General features: G+C 69.7%; 16 protein-coding genes and 1 pseudogene. 6 read left to right on the top strand and 11 right to left on the bottom strand.

From position 1 onward, the window contains the following. From HV824_RS23860 to HV824_RS23845, 3 genes and pseudogenes are all read right to left on the bottom strand, one after another. On the bottom strand, positions 1-699 hold a 699-nt coding region (locus tag HV824_RS23860), incomplete at its 3' end, for a double-CXXCG motif protein (protein ID WP_217917676.1). Beyond that, positions 587-1111 (bottom strand): annotated as a pseudogene (locus HV824_RS37615) (TIGR02269 family lipoprotein). The gene HV824_RS23860 and the pseudogene HV824_RS37615, both read right to left, overlap by 113 nt. Positions 1112-1283: 172 nt before the next feature. Next, complete coding sequence (locus HV824_RS23845) at positions 1284-1607, bottom strand: hypothetical protein (RefSeq protein ID WP_176418613.1); 324 nt, start codon at positions 1605-1607, stop codon at positions 1284-1286. 585 nt (positions 1608-2192) lie between these two features. Between HV824_RS23845 and HV824_RS23840 the strand changes: the two genes are divergently transcribed. The 3 genes from HV824_RS23840 (at position 2193) to HV824_RS23830 (ending at position 7374) form a co-directional block, all read left to right on the top strand. Then, positions 2193-3404 carry an acetyl-CoA C-acetyltransferase gene (locus HV824_RS23840; RefSeq protein ID WP_176424294.1) on the top strand — a complete coding sequence of 404 codons (1212 nt, stop codon included), beginning with the start codon at positions 2193-2195 and terminating at the stop codon, positions 3402-3404. Positions 3405-3444: 40 nt separating this feature from the next. Next, positions 3445-5622, top strand: coding sequence for a 3-hydroxyacyl-CoA dehydrogenase NAD-binding domain-containing protein (locus HV824_RS23835; RefSeq protein ID WP_176418615.1), 2178 nt, complete (start codon positions 3445-3447; stop codon positions 5620-5622). A 261-nt stretch (positions 5623-5883) separates the two neighbouring features. After that, complete coding sequence (locus HV824_RS23830; protein ID WP_176418616.1) at positions 5884-7374, top strand: ABC transporter substrate-binding protein; 1491 nt, start codon at positions 5884-5886, stop codon at positions 7372-7374. A 143-nt stretch (positions 7375-7517) separates the two neighbouring features. Here HV824_RS23830 and HV824_RS23825 read toward each other — a convergent pair whose 3' ends face one another. Then, entirely contained in the window at positions 7518-7901 is a 384-nt protein-coding gene (locus HV824_RS23825) for a hypothetical protein (RefSeq protein WP_255208292.1), read from the bottom strand. Positions 7902-8529: 628 nt separating this feature from the next. Between HV824_RS23825 and HV824_RS23820 the strand changes: the two genes are divergently transcribed. Further along, positions 8530-9375 carry a class I SAM-dependent methyltransferase gene (locus HV824_RS23820; RefSeq protein WP_176418617.1) on the top strand — a complete coding sequence of 282 codons (846 nt, stop codon included), beginning with the start codon at positions 8530-8532 and terminating at the stop codon, positions 9373-9375. A 72-nt stretch (positions 9376-9447) separates the two neighbouring features. Here the strand turns inward: HV824_RS23820 and HV824_RS23815 are convergent, their stop codons facing one another. The 5 genes from HV824_RS23815 to HV824_RS23795 are packed head-to-tail and all read right to left on the bottom strand — an operon-like array spanning position 9448 to position 13646. Continuing rightward, positions 9448-10065, bottom strand: a complete 618-nt coding sequence (locus HV824_RS23815; RefSeq protein ID WP_176412332.1) for a hypothetical protein — start codon at positions 10063-10065, stop codon at positions 9448-9450. 22 nt (positions 10066-10087) lie between these two features. Beyond that, positions 10088-10651: a response regulator transcription factor gene (locus HV824_RS23810; RefSeq protein ID WP_176418618.1), complete on the bottom strand. Its 564-nt coding sequence runs from the start codon at positions 10649-10651 to the stop codon at positions 10088-10090. Beyond that, complete coding sequence (locus HV824_RS23805) at positions 10648-11958, bottom strand: ATP-binding protein (protein WP_176424293.1); 1311 nt, start codon at positions 11956-11958, stop codon at positions 10648-10650. The genes HV824_RS23810 and HV824_RS23805 overlap by 4 nt, the downstream gene beginning before the upstream one ends. Beyond that, positions 11955-12719, bottom strand: coding sequence for a hypothetical protein (locus tag HV824_RS23800; protein ID WP_176418620.1), 765 nt, complete (start codon positions 12717-12719; stop codon positions 11955-11957). Before HV824_RS23800 ends, HV824_RS23805 begins: the two co-directional genes overlap by 4 nt. A 3-nt stretch (positions 12720-12722) precedes the next feature. After that, positions 12723-13646: a transporter gene (locus HV824_RS23795; RefSeq protein ID WP_176418621.1), complete on the bottom strand. Its 924-nt coding sequence runs from the start codon at positions 13644-13646 to the stop codon at positions 12723-12725. 199 nt (positions 13647-13845) lie between these two features. Between HV824_RS23795 and HV824_RS23790 the strand changes: the two genes are divergently transcribed. After that, positions 13846-14283, top strand: a complete 438-nt coding sequence (locus HV824_RS23790; protein ID WP_176418622.1) for a DoxX family protein — start codon at positions 13846-13848, stop codon at positions 14281-14283. Between the two features lie 3 nt (positions 14284-14286). Here the strand turns inward: HV824_RS23790 and HV824_RS23785 are convergent, their stop codons facing one another. Continuing rightward, positions 14287-14595, bottom strand: a complete 309-nt coding sequence (locus HV824_RS23785; RefSeq protein WP_255208291.1) for a hypothetical protein — start codon at positions 14593-14595, stop codon at positions 14287-14289. Positions 14596-14634: 39 nt separating this feature from the next. After that, on the bottom strand, positions 14635-15537 hold the full coding sequence (locus HV824_RS23780; RefSeq protein WP_176418624.1) for a metallophosphoesterase: 903 nt from the start codon (positions 15535-15537) through the stop codon (positions 14635-14637). A gap of 354 nt (positions 15538-15891) precedes the next feature. Here HV824_RS23780 and HV824_RS23775 point away from each other — a divergent pair, with 354 nt between their 5' ends. Further along, positions 15892-17052 (top strand): PAS domain-containing sensor histidine kinase, encoded by a 1161-nt coding sequence (locus HV824_RS23775; protein ID WP_176418629.1) that lies wholly within the window; start codon positions 15892-15894, stop codon positions 17050-17052. Positions 17053-17064 lie beyond the last annotated feature (12 nt).

The following is a 17064-nucleotide window of genomic DNA, read 5'->3' as shown; positions in this document are numbered from 1 at the left end:
GTCAAGGAAGTAGGGGGTGGGGAGCTCGTAGCTCTCAACGCCACATGTGGGGCACGGGGGCTCGCGGTCGGGCGGAAGGCAGTCCGGGTGGAAGCGTCCACAGGGTGTCAGCTCGAGTTCGAGCAGTTCGGGCGGGTTCCTTCCGCTCCCCGTGAGTTGCATCGCGCAGCCGTTCAACCCTTGCAGTCCTGCTCGCCGCAGTTGTTCCAGCGCTTCACGGCGGAGGCTCAGGGCCCACGCTTGAAAATGTAGCTGTCCGAAGGTGCCGGAGGCGCGTCCGGTCAGCGGGCCCAACTTGGTCCCGGGCATCAAGGCAAACCCGGGGGGCACCTGGGGCCGTATCTGTTCGCGCAATCGAGCCCACTCCGCGTATGGCTCCGGGCGGGGCTCTTCGTACTCGTGCCGTGTCGGGTGCGCGGTCAGGTCCACGCATGGATAGTGAAGTCCGGCGGTGCTCCAGGTCGCGCCACAGCCGGGACAGTCCGCGAGTCCGGGCAGGCTCCATCGATGCGCGGCATGCAGGCTCCCCGTGTAGTGCGAAGGTCGCGGCGACTCGACTTGATAGATGCGCAATCGAGACTCTTCGTCAGGCGTCACAGGGCCCGCCGCACCTTGTTGCCTCGTGTCTCGATGAACTGCCGCCACGCTTCGTTCCACAGGCCTCGGAAGGTCCGCCGCCGTGGATGCGCCGGTGGACATGGGTGGGGATGAGTATCGTGTGGTCGTGGATGTTGATGCCACGTTCCTTGAACCACGCCGAGAGGGTTGGGGCCTGGGGGAGCAGGTGGTGCTTCTGCAACTGGGGCGCGGGCAGGACGGGCGGTGGCCGTAGCGGCGGGCGTTCCGGATATCAGCGGAACGTCATCTCCGGCTCGGCACCCCGCCGAAGCCAGGGCGCCCTGCGCCACCACCGTCCGGGCCTGGGCGGGCCCATGGGAAAGCCCGGTCGCAGGGCCAGCACCTGCCCGGTGGCGGGCGCATCCACGGACGAGGTCGCGGGTGCGCCGGACTCGCTGACATCCTCGCAGGCGAAGAAGCCGCAAACGCCTTCCTCACAGCCGAGCACCACGCAGTGCTCCTCAACAGGCGCGGCACAGCGGGAGGCCTTCACCTCTTCCCAGACCCGCACCCGCGGCGGTCGAGCGGCGCACGCGATGCCCAGCCAGGCCACCAGCAGCACGCACCACGACAGGACAGGGTTTCGCACGCAGGCTCTGGAGTCACCCGACGGCGCCCGCCCCACGCCAGGATGCGCGGAGCGGGCCGACCCAGGGGGACGCGTGTTACCGGGCGCTCACCGGCGCGGACAGGCAGGCCGCCGCCATGCCAGGCATGCTGCCCTGGCGCGGCTCCACCGACGACAGCTCATCCTCCTCCTCGGAAGGAATCTGCGCGTCCGGCGTGCACGTGCCGCCCAGCTCGTAGTCGCTGAACCACCGCTCACAGGTGATGATGCGCACCCCCCAAGGCACCGCACAGAGGAGCGAGCAGGGCGCTTCGTCGGCACACTGCACGTCGCAATCCGGAGGCAGCGCCGACGCGGACAGCGGGGAGAGCGTGACAAGGGCCACTGCGCTCACGAACAGCGTCTTTGAAAGCAGGTTCATGATGACTCCACGACGACGGGTGGCCGGACCACACAATGTGTCCCGGCACCCCGCAGTATCGAGCCGAGCGGGGAAAACTGCAAAAGCAGGAATGGGCGCCGGAGTGGCCGCGCCCGGGAGGGATGACGCAATAGGTTGGAAGTGTTTGAAAATCCAGACGAAGCACACTGTTGACGCTCTGTTGATAGACACCCGTCATCGCCCTGACAGCGCCGGCGTGGGCAAGGAAGCGCAATGGCCACCAGCTCGATACTGGCGGGTCGCGCGCTGCTGATGGCGGGAGGCAGCCGTGGCATCGGGCTGTCCAGGGCATCGCCGCCGGACGGCTGGGTGTCCAGGGCGCGGCCATCGCCATGACGGAGCCGGGGACGGGCTCCGTCCTCCAGGCCCTCTCCGCACGCGCGGTGCGTGACGGTGACTTCTACCGGGTGGGTGACGGACCCGGCGTGCATCGTCGCCGACCGTTGCTTGCAGTTGTTCGGAGGGTACGGTGTGCTGCGAAGCCTTGCCGGCGTGAACGAGGTCATGAAAGAACTCGTCGCCCGTTCCCTGTAGACCCACATCTTCGTCTCAAGGAGGCTCTGCGTGAGCCAGGAAGCATTCATCTTCGACGCCGTCCGGACCCCACGAGGCAAGGGCAAGAAGGGCGCGCTGCACGGCACCAAGCCCATTTCACTGCTCACCGGGCTGGTGGACGCGCTCAAGCAGCGTCACCCGAACCTGGACCCCCAGCGCATCGACGACGTGGTGCTCGGCGTCGTTTCCCCCGTGGGTGAGCAGGGCGCAGATATCGCCCGCACCCTGGTGCTGGCGGCGGGGTTGCCGGAGACGGTGGGCGGCGTGCAGCTCAACCGCTTCTGCGCGTCCGGCCTCACGGCGGTGAACATGGCCGCCCAGCAGGTGCGCTCGGGTTGGGAGCACCTGGTCATCGCGGGCGGCGTGGAGAGCATGTCTCGCGTGCCCATGGGCTCGGACGGCGGCGCCTGGGCCATGGACCCGGCCACCAACTTCGACACCTACTTCGTCCCGCAGGGCATCTCCGCGGACCTCATCGCCACCATGGAGGGCTTCACGCGCGAGGACGTGGACCGCTACGCGGCCCGCTCGCAGCAGCTGGCGGGCAAGGCGTGGGCGGGCGGCTACTTCAAGAACTCCGTCATCCCGGTGGTGGACCAGAACGGCCTCCCCGTGCTGGCGCATGACGAGCTCATGCGCCCGGACTCCACCGTGGCGTCGCTCGGCAAGCTCAACCCGTCCTTCTCCGTCATGGGCGAGGCGGGCGGCTTCGACGCGGTGGCCTTGCAGAAGTACCACTTCGTGGAGCGCATCGAGCACGTCCACACGCCGGGCAACTCGTCGGGCATCGTGGACGGCGCGGCGCTGGTGCTCATCGGCTCGGAGCAGGTGGGCAAGTCGCTGGGCCTCACGCCGCGCGCGCGCATCGCCGCCGTGGCCACGTCCGGCTCGGACCCCACCATCATGCTCACCGGTCCGATTCCGGCCACCCGGAAGCTGCTGGAGATTGCGGGCCTGTCGGTGAAGGACATCGACCTGTTCGAGCTCAACGAGGCCTTCGCCTCGGTGGTGCTCAAGTACCAGAAGGACCTGGGCATTCCGGATGAGAAGCTGAATGTGAATGGCGGCGCCATCGCCATGGGGCACCCGCTGGGCGCCACGGGCGCGATGATTCTGGGGACCATGGTGGACGAGCTGGAGCGTCGCAAGGCGCGCCGCGCGGTCATCACCTTGTGCGTGGGTGGTGGCATGGGCGTGGCCACACTCATCGAGCGCGTCTGAGCTTCTCTTCCAACACTTCGACAGGATTCGAGCGAACCCCATGAGCGAGCAGAGCACCATCCGCTGGGACCAGGACGCCGACGGCATCGTCGTCTTGACGTTGGATGACCCGAACCAGTCCGCGAACACCATGAACGCCGCGTATCTGAAGTCCATGCGCGCGACGGTGGACCGGCTGGTCAAGGAGAAGGACACCCTCACCGGTGTCATCCTCACCTCCGCGAAGAAGACGTTCTTCGCCGGTGGGGACTTGAAGGACCTGCTGAAGGTGCGCAAGGAGGACGCGCGGCAGTCCTTCGAGCTGGGGCAGGAAATCAAGGCGCAGCTGCGCGCGCTGGAGACGCTGGGCAAGCCCGTGGTCGCGGCCATCAACGGCGCGGCGCTGGGCGGCGGGCTGGAGATCGCGCTCGCGTGTCACCGGCGCATCATCGCGGACGTGAAGGGCGCCCAGGTGGGCCTGCCGGAAGTCACGCTGGGCCTGCTGCCCGGTGGCGGCGGCGTGGTGCGCACGGTGCGGATGCTGGGCATCGTGGACGCGCTGATGAAGGTGCTGCTCCAGGGCCAGCGCTACCGTCCGCAGGAGGCGAAGGAGGCCGGCCTGGTCCATGAGGTGGTGGACTCCGTGGAGGCGCTCCTGCCCGCGGCAAAGGCGTGGGTGAAGGCCAACCCCACCGCGCAGCAGCCGTGGGACCAGAAGGGCTACAAGATTCCGGGCGGCACGCCGTCGTCTCCGGGGCTGGCGGCGAACCTGCCCGCGTTCCCCGCCAACCTGCGCAAGCAGCTCAAGGGCGCGAACATGCCGGCGCCCCGCGCCATCATGGCCACGGCGGTGGAGAGCACGCAGGTGGACGTGGACACCGCGTTCACCGTGGAGTCGCGCTACTTCACCGAGCTCGTCACCGGGCAGGTCGCGAAGAACATGATTCAGGCGTTCTTCTTCGACATGCAGCACATCAACTCCGGCGGCGGTCGTCCCAAGGACTACCCGCAGTACACGGCGAAGAAGGTGGGCGTGCTGGGCGCGGGGATGATGGGCGCGGGCATCGCCTACGTCTGCGCCAAGGCCGGCATCGACGTGGTGCTCAAGGACGTGAGCCTCGCGTCCGCGGAGAAGGGAAAGCAGTACTCCGTGAAGCTGGTGGAGAAGGCCATCCAGCGGGGCAAGTCCACGAAGGAGAAGGGTGACGCGCTGCTGGCGCGAATCACGCCCACCACGGACGCCGCCGACCTCAAGGGGTGTGACCTCGTCATCGAGGCCGTGTTCGAGGACGTGAAGCTCAAGCACCAGGTCTTCCAGGAGGTGCAGGACGTGGTCGCCCCGGACGCGGTGCTCGGGTCCAACACGTCCACGCTGCCCATCTCCGTGCTCGCCGAGGGCGTGAAGCGCGCGGAGGACTTCGTGGGCATGCACTTCTTCTCCCCCGTGGACAAGATGCCGCTGCTGGAGCTCATCGCGGGCAAGAAGACGAGCGACGCCACGCTGGCGAAGGCCATCGACATCGCGGTGCAGATTGGGAAGACGCCCATCGTCGTCAACGACAGCCGGGGCTTCTTCACCAGCCGCGTCATCGGCACCTTCCTCAACGAGGCCATCGCCATGGTGGGCGAGGGCCTCTCGCCCGCTTCCATCGAACAGGCTGGCCTCCAGGCGGGCTACCCCGCCGCCCCGCTCCAGTTGGTGGACGAACTCACGCTGACGCTGCCGCGCAAGATTCGTCAGGAGACGAAGGCGGCCACCCTGGCGGAGGGCAAGCCCTGGGTGGAGCACAGCAGCTACGCCGTGGTGGACGCGCTGGTTGACCAGCACCAGCGCAAGGGCCGCTCCACGGGCGGCGGGTTCTACGACTACGTGGACGGCAAGCGCACGGGCCTGTGGGCGGGCCTGGCGCGGCACTTCACCAGGCCCGGCCACACCATCCCCTTCGAGGACATGAAGGAGCGGATGCTGTTCGCCGAGGCCATCGACACGGTGCGCTGCTTCGATGAGGGCGTGCTGCGCTCCGCCGCGGACGCGAACATCGGCTCCATCCTCGGCATCGGCTTCCCGGCGTGGACGGGCGGCGTGGTGCAGTTCATCAACGGCTACGAGGGCCGGACGGGCAACGGGCTTCGGGGCTTCATCGCCCGCGCGCGTGAGCTCGCGCAGCGCTACGGCGCGCACTTCGAGCCGCCGGCGTCCCTCATCGAGAAGGCCGAGCGAGGCGAGCTCTTGAAGTAGCGGCGCACGCAAGGACAGGTCCGACCGCAGGTGCTCGAACGGGTGGCTCGCGAGTTCGAGGCGGAGCTGCTCGCCGCCCTGCGGTCGGACCTCTCCAAGCCACGGAGTCCGTTGCCGGGCTCACCTGCCGACAAGCGGGTTTGCCTGCACGGTCCCGAGCAAGAATTGGAGTCGAGGCGCTCCCGGAAAAGTCAGACCGACCCGCTATGAAGCTCCCTGCGCAGCGCCATTCATGGCGTCGCCGAAAGGGTTTCCTTCACAATGAAGATGCCATTGATTTCTTTCGGGCTCTTGGTCGGCATGGCAGGGGGCGGATGCGGGGGGCTCGACGAGGCGGAGGCGGTGGACGCCTCCCAGGTCACCCAAGGCCTGGTCACCCAAGTCACCGGCACCAGCCCGGTCACCTTCATCGCCACGTCGGGCAACGAGACGAAGCCATACGACCAGTCCGCCACGTTTGTGGCGGCATACCTGCGGGACTCAACGACCGGAGCATTCACGACCTATCCGGGCACGGGCTCCGCGGACGGCACCATCTCCGTGCCGAACGTCCCCTCCGGCCGCATCTACCTGAAGCTGGGCTCGCGCTACCTGGTGAGCACCGGTCGCGCGTTCGATCTGGGCTCCACGGAGTGGGGCCGCGATGGCTCCTTCGCGTCACTGCCCACTCCCGTGACGGTGTCCGCCACCGGCCTGTCTCCCTGGCAGCCGGAGGACTTCCTGGACATGTATTCGTTGAACCCGGGCGCGTTCGGATACATCGACGGCAGCGCCACGGGGCGCCCCCTGGCGGGCGCCACGTCGCTCTCCGGGCTGAGTTTTGATTACGCCAACATGCTCAACCCGGTGCTGCTCGACAGCGGCCGCGGGGATGTGTTTTCGCTGGCGCAGATGCGGTTGCAGACGAGCGCGAATGGCGTGCCCTACCGCGCGATGCACAAGGTGCTCGACGCGAGCATGACGCAGGTGGAGGGCCAGCCCGTCACCGTCAGCGGAACCTTCACCCAGCCCGTCGCGACAGGCACCTTCGAGGTGGACTGGAGACGCTCGGCCTTCGAAGCCATGCGCACCCAGGTGAACCCGGACGCGGTCAGCACGCACAATGAAATCTGGATGTCCGCTCGGCCGGCCGCGCTGGGCTCGGCGCTCGCGTCCATCAGCGGGCCGCCACTGCTCGTGAAGCTCAATCCTGACGCGCAGCGGACCGACATCGTCACAGGGAGCATGACCTACAACAACCCGCTCCCGGCGACGTGGCAGAAGGTGGCGTTCGCCGTCGCGGGCTTCACGAAGAGCTACGCGCTGGGAACCGCGGCGCCCTACACCATGCGCGCGGACATCCGCGTGGAGCAAGAGGCGAGCGTGTTCACCGCCGCGCCCGTGCAGCCCCTCGTCGGGCCGGTGCAGGCGCCCAAGGTGAACACGCGGGGCGCGTTCCAGGACCTCGCGGGCGTGGGGACCGACGCCTCGCTGCGCTGGTCGAAGCCGCTGGTCGGCACGGCCACGAACTACGTGGTGAACATCTACCGGCTCGGCGTGAGCAATGGCTCCACCACCGCGTCGCGCGTGGCGGTGCTGCACACGGAGCTCCAGAGCGTGTACCTGCCCCCGGACGTGCTGCGGGCGGGCCAGACGTACTTCGCGGAGATCCAGAGCTGGTACCAGCCCGGCTCGAACCTGGCGACGAGCCCGTTCAAGCGCTCGCTGCCTCGGGGCCGCGCCAGCGTGCTCACCGGAACGTTCAGCCCGTAGGCGCTGAAGTCCTGGGAAGGGAGGGAGCCCGCACCCCGCCGGCAGTGTTGTGCCGCGCACCGCGCCTTGGGTGGGCTTCAACTGCTCGGACCCGCCGCTCCCACGGGCGGCTTGAGCGGCGGGCCAGGATGGCGAAGGTCGAGTCAGAGCGTCTTCATGGATTCGATGAGGGCCCAGCGCTCATCGCCCGGGAGCGACTGGTTGAAGTCATGGCCTTCGTTGCCGAGCCCGTAGAGGTGCGAGTTGAAAATCATCCGCGAGCGAAGCTGCTTCTGGGGGATGGGCGGCGGTGACTGGTAGGCCAGCGAGTTGCAGTTGGCCACGGCGTTGGCGATGTTGGCGAAGGCGATGTCGATGGCCGCCATGTGCTGGCTGCACGGGATGAACGAGTCCCTGCTGGGCACGTCACCGCAGGCCATGCGTGTCACCTTCCAGCCGAGCTTGTTGAAGTCGTACGCCGCGAGGTCCATGGCGTAGCCGGCGTTGGTGCCCCGGTTGTTGGGCGCCGTCTGCTGGCGCTGCCACACCTTCGGGAGAGCACCGAGGTGTTGGGGTTGGCAGAAGAGGGGGGGCAGGTCTCCTGCGCCGTCGGCGCCAGAGCGACATGGACGCCGAGGTCTTCGAGACGGCGCAGGAGCCGCTTGGCGAGCTGCGCCTTGCTGGAGCGCACGAAGGAGTCAGCGCCCAGGTCCTTGTAGGCAAGGTCCTGGCGCAGCAAGTGGTAGGCGGCCGTGAGCATGGAGGCAGCGACGGCGAGAGTCGCCTTCTGGGTCGGGGGCGCAGCCCGGTGGATAGCTGTTCGGAAATGTCGGGACTTTTGTAGCGCCAAAACCCCCGACATTTCCGAACAGCGAGCTAAGAGAGGTAGCTCATCCAGGGGCCGGAGGAGGGGGAGACGGCCATCCGCGCGGTGGCTCGTGGAGCATGCATGCGCTCCGGGCCTTGGCCTGCTGCCCTGGTGGCGCCCGAAGGGTCTGCGTTGCCGTCGAGGAGAGCAGGTTCCTCGCCTCATGGAAGCGCGGCGTCGAGGCAGGAACGCCCGTGCGCCGGCCGCCCTCGGTAACGTGCAGGGCGCTCACCTTGTTGACCTCAAGTCGGCTTGAACTGGCACTGTACGGCCTTCACTTCTTGAAGGCATGTGAAGGGAGACGCACGATGGCATCGGGTCACCAGCCCCCGGAGGGGCAGGCAGCGCTTTGGAATGGCCCCGCGGGACAGGCCTGGGTCGATAGCCGGGACCTGCTCGAAGGGATGTTCAAGCCGTTCGAGGACCTGCTCGTCGAAGCCGTCCAGGCCCGCGGCGCGCGTCAGGTGCTCGACGTGGGCTGTGGGACGGGCGGCACGACGCTCGCCGTCGCGCGGCGGCTCGGTGCCCAGGGACACTGCGTCGGCATCGACATCTCCGCGCCCATGCTCGCGGCGGCGCGGGCCCGGGCCGAAGCGGAGCAGGTGGCCGCCAGCTTCATCGAAGCCAGCGCGGAGCACCACGCCTTCGAGCCGGCGCGCTTCGACATGGTGATTTCACGCTTCGGCGTGATGTTCTTCGACGATGCCGTCCAGGCCTTCGCGAACCTGCGGCGTGCCTCGAAGGAGAACGCCAGGCTGAGCGTCATCGCCTGGCGAGGCCCTTCGGAGAACCCGTTCATGACGACCGCCGAGCGGGCCGCGGCGCCCCTCCTCCCCAACCTCCCCACGCGTCAGCCGGGCGCGCCGGGACAGTTCGCCTTCGCGGACCAGGGCAGCGTCCATCGCATCCTGGAGCAGAGCGGCTGGGCGGACATCGACATCCAGCCCGTTGACGCCACCTGTGCCCTGCCCGAGCGCGGGTTGCTCCAGTACGTGAGCCGGCTTGGGCCCCTCGGCCGCGTCCTTCACGAAGCCGACGAGCGGACCCGGACGCACGTCATCGAAACCGTCCTTGCCGCCTTCAACCCCTATGTGCACGGCGACGAGGTGCGGTTCACCGCCGCTTGTTGGCGAATCGAAGCTCGCGCTCCCTGAGGTCCGCGCGACGTGATGCGACGGGCGGCGCCCTGAAGGCCGCCGTCGCCCGTCTGGGAGAAGGCTCGGAGCCTACTGCTGCCGGCCTTCAATGGCGCACATGAGCACCGCCGCGGCGATGCCGAGCCGCCGGTCCAGCCGCCGGTCGCTGTCCATGGAGAAGTCCAAATCAATCTTCTGGATGAACGGGTTGAAGCGCTGGTGGAAGGCGAGCACCTGGGTGTCGCCCAGCGTCCCGGTGAAGGACTGGGGAATCAGCGCCGTCAGGAAGCGGCGCACCAGCGCCATCATCATGCTGTCCTCTTCAATCTTCCCCACCTCCTGGTCATTCGCGTCCAGCACCAGCCACTGGTCGCGGAGGAGGGAGCGCAGGCCCTTGCGGCGCAGCGCGCCCATGCGCTCGCCCGTGGTGGCGTCCGTCACGTCGTACGTCATGCCGAAGTCGAGGATGCCGCGTGCCTTGATGGTGAGCAGCTCCTCGCGCATCTCCTCGTCGCCGTAGATGCGGATGTCCTCCTTCAACTTGAAGGCCTTCAGCTTCGAGTAGAAGGCGAGGTTGCCCGCCTCGTCGTAGATGTGGAACGCGTCGCCGAACAGCTTGAAGAACTTGCGGCGAATCATGTAGCGCGTCTGGCCGAAGCGGCCGGGGGCCAGGTGGCTGGGAGGACGGGTCTGGAGTGCGGTCGACATTCCGCCACCCATAGCAAAGGTGCTAGCGGGAAGGCGGGTACTTCTGCAGCTTGCGCTGGAGCGAGCGCCGGTGGATGCCCAGCTTGCGAGCCGCCTCGGAGATGTTGCCGCCGCAGTCCGCCAGCACGCGGTGGATGTGCTCCCACTCGGCGCGCGCCAGGGACGGCGCCTCGAAGCGCTCCGCCGCCGCGACGGAGGGCTCGCCGGACGCCCGCGCGAAGGCCGCGAGCAGGTCATCCGCGTCCGCGGGCTTCGGCAGGTAGTTCACCGCGCCCAGCCGGATGGCATCCACCGTGGTGGCGATGCTCCCGTAGCCCGTGAGGACGATGACGCGCGTGGAGGCATCCACCGCGAGCAGGTCCCTCACCACCTCCAGGCCGCTGCGGCCCGGCATGCGCAGGTCCACCACCGCGTACTCGGGCGACTCGCGGCCCGCGGCGGCCAGGGCCTCGTCGTAGTCCCCGGCGGTGGTGACGTCCCAGCCGCGCTCGCGGAAGGCACGCGCCAGCCGCTCACGAAGGGTGGAGTCGTCATCCACCAGCAGCAGGCTGGGGCGCTGCTCCGTGCCCGCGCTGGCGATGCTCATGGCGCGCCCCCCGTCACCGGCAGCGCGAGGCTCGCCGTGGTGCCCTGGCCCGGCGTCGAGCGCAGCTCCAGCGAGCCGCCCAGCTGCTCCACCAGCGTGCGTGCCAGGAAGAGCCCCAGGCCCATGCCTTCGCCCGGTGGCTTGGTGGTGAAGAAGGGCTCGCCCGCCCGGGACAGCACGTCCGCCGCCATCCCCGTGCCCGCGTCGCGCACCTCCAGCAGGGCGCCTTCGCCGCGCGCTCGCACGCGCAGCTCCACGGGACGTGAAAGCTGTGATGCCTGGAGCGCGTTCTTCACCAGCCCGCGCAGCACCCGGGCCAGCGCCCGAGGGGGGCCGTGGACGTGCCACTCGCGGGCCTCGGCGGGCAGCTCGACCGTCACCCGCTCCGCGCCGGGGAGCTCCGCCAGCATGTCCTCCACCAGCCGGGCCAGGGGCACGGGGTGGAAGGGCTCGCCCGTCGTCTGCCCGGCGTCCGCGGACATCTGCACCAGCACATCACGGCAGCGGTCCACCTGCTGGCGGATGAGGCGCAGGTCCTCGCGCACGGACTCGGAGGTGCCCGCGGTGGCCAGCGCGCGCTCCACCTCCTTGGCCACCACGGCGATGGTGGACAGCGGTGTGGACAGCTCGTGCGCGGCGCCCGCGGCCAGCGTCGCCAGCGAGGCCACCTTCTCCCGCCGCGCGTGCAGCGCGCGCGCCTGCGCCAGCTCCTGCTCCCGCGCCCCGAGCGCCCGCGTGACGCGCTGGACGAAGTAGACGATGAAGCCCGCGGCCACGGCGAATGCGACCCACATGCCGCTGAGGTGCAGCCGCATCAGCTCCGCGTGGTCTGGCCGCGACAGGCCCGCTGGCAGCTCCACGTCTTGCAACACGAAGAGCGAGCCGAAGGCCGTCAGCGTGAAGCCGAGCAGCCCCCACATCCACCGAGGGGGCAGCAGCACGGTGCCCAGCGCGACGTTCACCAGGTAGAGCGTGGTGAAGGGGTTGTGCGTGCCGCCGCTGAGGGCCAGCAGGCCGGTGAGCACCAGCGTGTCCCACAGCATCAGCTTGCCAAGCGTGCCCTCCGTCACCCGGAGGCCGCGCGCCAGCCACGCCCGCACCGACACGTTGGTCAGCGCCTCCAGGCCCAGCAGCGCGGCGAGCACCGGCACTGGCAGCGCCAGCTCCAACCCGAAGGCCGCCACGCCGATGACGAGCGTCTGGCCCAGCAGCAGGCCCCATCGCAAGCGCAGCAGCCACTCCAGGTTGATGCGGGCCCGGGAGTCGGGCTCTGGGAGCGGCGGGGCGGCTTGGGGCGGAGGCGTCATGGTGCGGCGGAGGAGGGGGGCACCACCGAGCGGGCCACGTTGGCCACCAGGTCCACGTTGGCGGGCGGCTGCTCGGCGCTGACGCCATCCAGCCACGTATCCCACGAGAGCGCAAAGACGAGCTGCGCGTGGGGCTCGGCTTCCGACAGCGTCACCCACTCCAGTAACACGTCCACCGACGCGCGCGTCTGGAAGCTCACCTCGAAGGGCTGGGGCTCGCCGTCCTGCCCGGTGCTCAGGGTGCCGCGCAGGTGCAGGCTGCGGCCCACCATGTCCACCGGCGCGTTGCCCTGGGCGGCGGCGCCCAGGCCCTGCGCGTCGTCGCCCGCTGGCTCGAAGGTGAGGCGCGCGTGGCAGTAGCGGCCCGGCGCCGGGCGCAGCGTGCCCAGCGGAATGACGGTCCCATCCGCGCTGCCCAGGCTCACCACCTGCGGGACGTCCATCCGCAGGGGGTTGGTGGCGGTGTGGTGAGCCCACGCCGTGCCCACGGGGGACAGTTGACGCAGGAAGCGCTTCCAGCCGACCTCCGCGCACGGAAGCAACTCCACGCTGCCCAGCGTGACGAAGCCGCTGGTGAAGACGGCGTGGGTGCCCTGGTCGTTCATGAGCTCGCGCGCGCCGGCCGCGCCCGAGATGGGCCGCGCCCGGGCGGTGATGAGCGCCAGGTCGAGCGTCATGCCGTTCTGGACGTCGGTGCCGCCGCAACCGGTGACGGACAGGAGGGCGGCGCCCATGGCGACGGGCTTGAAGAAGGAGCGCATGGTTCAGAGGTCGTAGGCGACGGACAACATCGCGATGGGCGTGGGGACGACGCGGCCACGCAGTTGGTTGATGAAGGGCACGCGGACGCCCGCCGCGACGACGACGTCCATGCCCGGGCTGAAGATGACGTCGGGAGATGCGTAGCCGATGAAGCCGCCCGTGTGCTCATGGCGGTCGCTGTCCGTGTGGCCCTGGTGCTCGGCTTCCGAGTCGGCTGGCGCTTCCAGGCGGCTGTCGAAGCCCAGGCGCAGCGCCCAGCGGGCCGACGGCTGGTATTGCGCGGCGAGCGTGGTGCGCAAGGAAGCACCCGCGCGGAAGCCCTGGATGCCGCGCGTGGGGAGGAAGCCGGTGGCGCTGGCCAGGAAGGACCAGCTGCCTCGGAAGTGCTGATAGGCGAAGCCGGCCAGTGGGTCCACGGAGCCGCTGCCCAGCTGACTGTCCAGGGCCAACTGGGCGCCGTCCGGCCCGCGCAGCACGGGCGCGGTGGGGAGCTTCACGCCGCCCAGCACGCTGAACAGGTGGTCCGCGGAGAAGGCCTTGTCCTGAAAGAGGAACACCTTCGCGGCGACCTCCACGTCGCCAATGCCCCAGCCGCGGTCCCGGGCGAGGCTGACGTGTCGCACCTCGCGAGCCTGCAGGGGCAGGGTGGCGGAGAGGAACAGCCAGGGGAGCGGTGCGTAGGCCACCGCCAGGTCCATGCGCGCCTCGCGCAGGCGCAGGGCGTCCACCCCCTCCTCTCCGACGGTGTGCCCCCAGCCCCGGACGGTGGAGGACAGGCGCAGGCGGCCGGAGAACGGCTGCTCGGTGCCCATGGACATGAGCGTGGGGTCGCCACAGGCGCAGGTCGCGCAGGCCCAGGCGCTCGAGGTGGGGGCGAACAGCACGGCGCTGGACAGCAGGAGGGTGACAGTCAGGGCGTTCTTCACGGCCCGGGCACCATACGTGCTGGTCCGGGGGCTCGCGTGTGGCGTGTTGTCGCAGCGTGCCATGGCCTGAAAGGGCCCGCGGTGAAGGGCGAGCAGGCAGGCGAGCGGCCGGTGTCACGCAGGAATCGATGCCCACGTTGTGAATGACGACGTCCTGCCAGCGTTGTGGGGCTGGGAGGAGGGACGACAGGGAGGATTCATGGGCGTGCTAGCGCCGATTGGCCGGCTGCTCTTTTCGGCCATCTTCATCACCAGCGGCCTGAACCACTTCTTCCAGTTGGAGGCGCTGACGGGCGTGGCCCAGGCGTCCGGGGTGCCCGAGCCGCGCCTGGCGGTGCTGGCGTCCGGCGTGGCGCTGGTGGTGGGCGGCTTGTCCGTGTTGCTGGGCGTGTTCGCTCGGCTGGGCGCGGCGGCCATCGCCATCTTCCTGCTGTCCGCCGCCTTCATGGTCCACCGGTTCTGGCTGGTAACGGACCCGGTGCAGGCGCAGAACCAGCTCATCCACTTCATGAAGAACCTCTCCATGGCGGGTGGCGCGCTGTTCATCGTCTACTTCGGGTCCGGGCCCTTCAGCCTGCGGCGCAAGAAGGCGGAAGGGCTGGGGAGTGGACGGCTGGGCGTTCCGCTGCGGCCTTGAGGCTCAGGGCGTGGTGGCGCTGACGGCCGGGGCCTCCGCGCTGTCGGGAACCCAGGTGATGAAGGTGGAGGCCTCCGGCAGGTTCCGCTTCAGCTTGTCGCAGGGGACGTGCACGAGGGAGTGGTTGTCACTGGTCGACGTGACCAGGAAGCAGCTCTCCGTGCGCGGGTCGATGAGATAGGCGAGTCGGCCGTCGACGTTGATGAGGGCGAACTTCCCCGCCTCCGGCAGCTTGACGTAGTCGACGTGAGACGGGATGCAGCCTACGAGCGGCAGGACGAGCACGGCACACCGGAGCAGGGATTTGCGCATGCGGCGCATGCTACCCGCTCCGGCCGTACGGGGGGCATGTCACCCCGCGCTGACGGCGGCCTGGCGCAGCGTGAAGAAGGCCACCTCCGGCTCGCTGCCCCGGCGCAGGTAGGGGCCGCCGAAGCCGAAGCCCAGGCCCCGGTTCACGTACAGCTGGTTGCCATTCACGTGGTAGTGGCCGCGGATGTACGGCTGGCCCGCGCGGCGGAAGATGGCCTCCGTCAGGCCGCGCACCACGAATTGGCCGCCGTGCGTGTGCCCGGAGAACTGCACCAGCCCCGCGTGCGCCGGCAGCTTGTCCGCCGTGGGCGGCGTGTGCGCCAGCACCAGCCGCGTGCCCGACACCGGCGCGCCCCGGAAGGTGGCCTCCACGTCGTCCCGGCCCGTGAGTCCGTCGTCGATGCCCAGCACCGTCACCGGCGCGCCCTTCACGTGCACCTGCCGGTGCTCGTTCTGCAGCACCGTGTAGCCCATCCGCTCGAAGGACTCGCGCAGGTACGGCGCGTTCACCCAGTGGTCATGGTTCCCCATCACCACGTAGACATGGCCCGCGATGCCGGCCAGCAGCTCGCGCACGCGCGGCAGCGGCTTGGGGCTGTGCGTGACGTAGTCACCCGTGAGGAACACCAGGTCCGGCTTCTCCGCGTTGACCGCCTCCACCGCGCGGCGGATGCGCAGCGCCGAGGTGGCCTGCCCCACGTGCACGTCCGACAGCTGCGCGATGCGCAGGCCGTCATGCTCGGCGTGCAGGTGCTGGAGCATCAGCACGTTCTCCGAGAGGGAGAAGTGGTCCCGCAGCCGCAGGCGCCGCTCCGTGCGGAAGGGGTCGGCGCCGCTGCGCGCGACCAGCGCATTGCGCTCGTCCTCCTGCCCGTCCCGCCGGAGGCTGTTGGCCGGGGCTGCCAGGGGCGCGGCACGACGGGCGAGACGTCTCAGGCGCATGCGGTTCGGTTCCTTTCCGTGCCAGGGACGGCGGGAGGGCTCGTTTGATTCTAGAGAGCCAGGCGGGGTGGGTTGAAGCAGGTGTCCCTCGCACGCCTGCCCAGCCAGCGGCCGGCGCTCAGGGTGCAGGGGAAAACCCGCGCGATTTCAGGAAGATTCCGAAGCGTCCTCAGGCATTGTTCCATCAGTGGACAGACGTCCGGGGGGCGTGCCGTGACGGTAACCGTTGGGATTGCTACACCCGGGGAGACGATGACCCCCAGGCTCGGGTCCGCCCAGGACACGGGGCCGGACGTGACAGCGCCAGCAGGTGGAGGGAGCGCGGGGCCCCCTGCCGCCGGCGGTGCGCGGCCGGTGGAGCTGGCCGAGCTCATGTCCACGGTGCCGCTGGGCATGGCCATCATCGACCGCGAGCTGCGCTTCGTCGAGGTGAGCGACGCCATGGCCGCCATGAACGGCGTGTCGCGCGAGGCCCACCTGGGCCAGTCCATGGTGGAGGTGCTGCGCGCCGAACCCTCCGCGGCCGACGTGGTGCGCCGCGTCCGCCGCGTGCTGGAGACAGGCGTGGCGCTGGAGGGCGTGGAGATCATCCACCGCGAGTCGGGCGCCCATGGCGAGCGCACCCGCGTCTACCGCGCCAGCTACCACCCGGTGCGCCGTGAAGGCGCCATCGTCGCCGCGTGCATCTACGTGGAGGACATGACGGAGCGCCGCCGCGTGGAGGCCCAGCGCGACGCGGGCGCGGCCCGGGAGCGCTCGGTGCGCGAGCAGGCCCTGCGCGAGACGCAGGAGGCCGTGCGCGCCCGGGATGAGTTCCTCAGCGTGGCGGCCCACGAGCTGCGCACGCCCCTCACCAGCCTGCGCCTGCACCTGCAGTTGCTGCTGCGTCAGGTGGGAGGCTCGAACCAGGAGCCACCCGCGGAGCTGGCGCCCAGGGCCCGCGTGCTGGACCGTCAGTTGTCGCGGCTGGTGGGGCTGGTGAACACGCTGCTGGACGTGTCGCGGCTGGCCGCGGGCCGCTTGTCGCTGGAGCCCCGGGAGCTGGACCTGGCGCAGCTGGTGCGGCAGATGGCGGAGGCCTTCTCCGAGGAGTTCAACCGCGCCGGCAGCACGCTGACGCTGCACGTGGACGGGCCGCTGCTGGGGGAGTGGGATTCGCTGCGCCTGGAGCAGGTGCTGGTGAACCTGCTCTCCAACGCGGTGAAGTACGGCGGAGGCCAGCCGGTGGAGGTGTCGCTGGCGAGCGAGGGCCTCACGGCGGTGCTCGCCGTGAAGGACCAGGGCATCGGCATCTCCGAGGACGGCATGGCGCGCCTGTTCGGCAAGTTCGAGCGCGCCGTGTCGGAGCGGCACTACGGCGGCCTGGGCCTGGGCCTCTTCATCACCCGTCAAATCGTGGAGGCCATGGGCGGCAGCATCACCGTGCGCTCCGCGCAGGGAAAAGGCTCCACGTTCATCCTCCGCCTGCCCACGCGGCCCCCGGTGCCCACGAAGGCCGCCGCGGGCGCGCGGTAGACGCGCGAGCCC

The organism is Myxococcus sp. AM009 (assembly GCF_013372605.1).
In the GTDB taxonomy this organism is placed as follows: domain Bacteria; phylum Myxococcota; class Myxococcia; order Myxococcales; family Myxococcaceae; genus Myxococcus; species Myxococcus vastator.
This window is presented reverse-complemented; position numbering and strand designations above follow the sequence as displayed.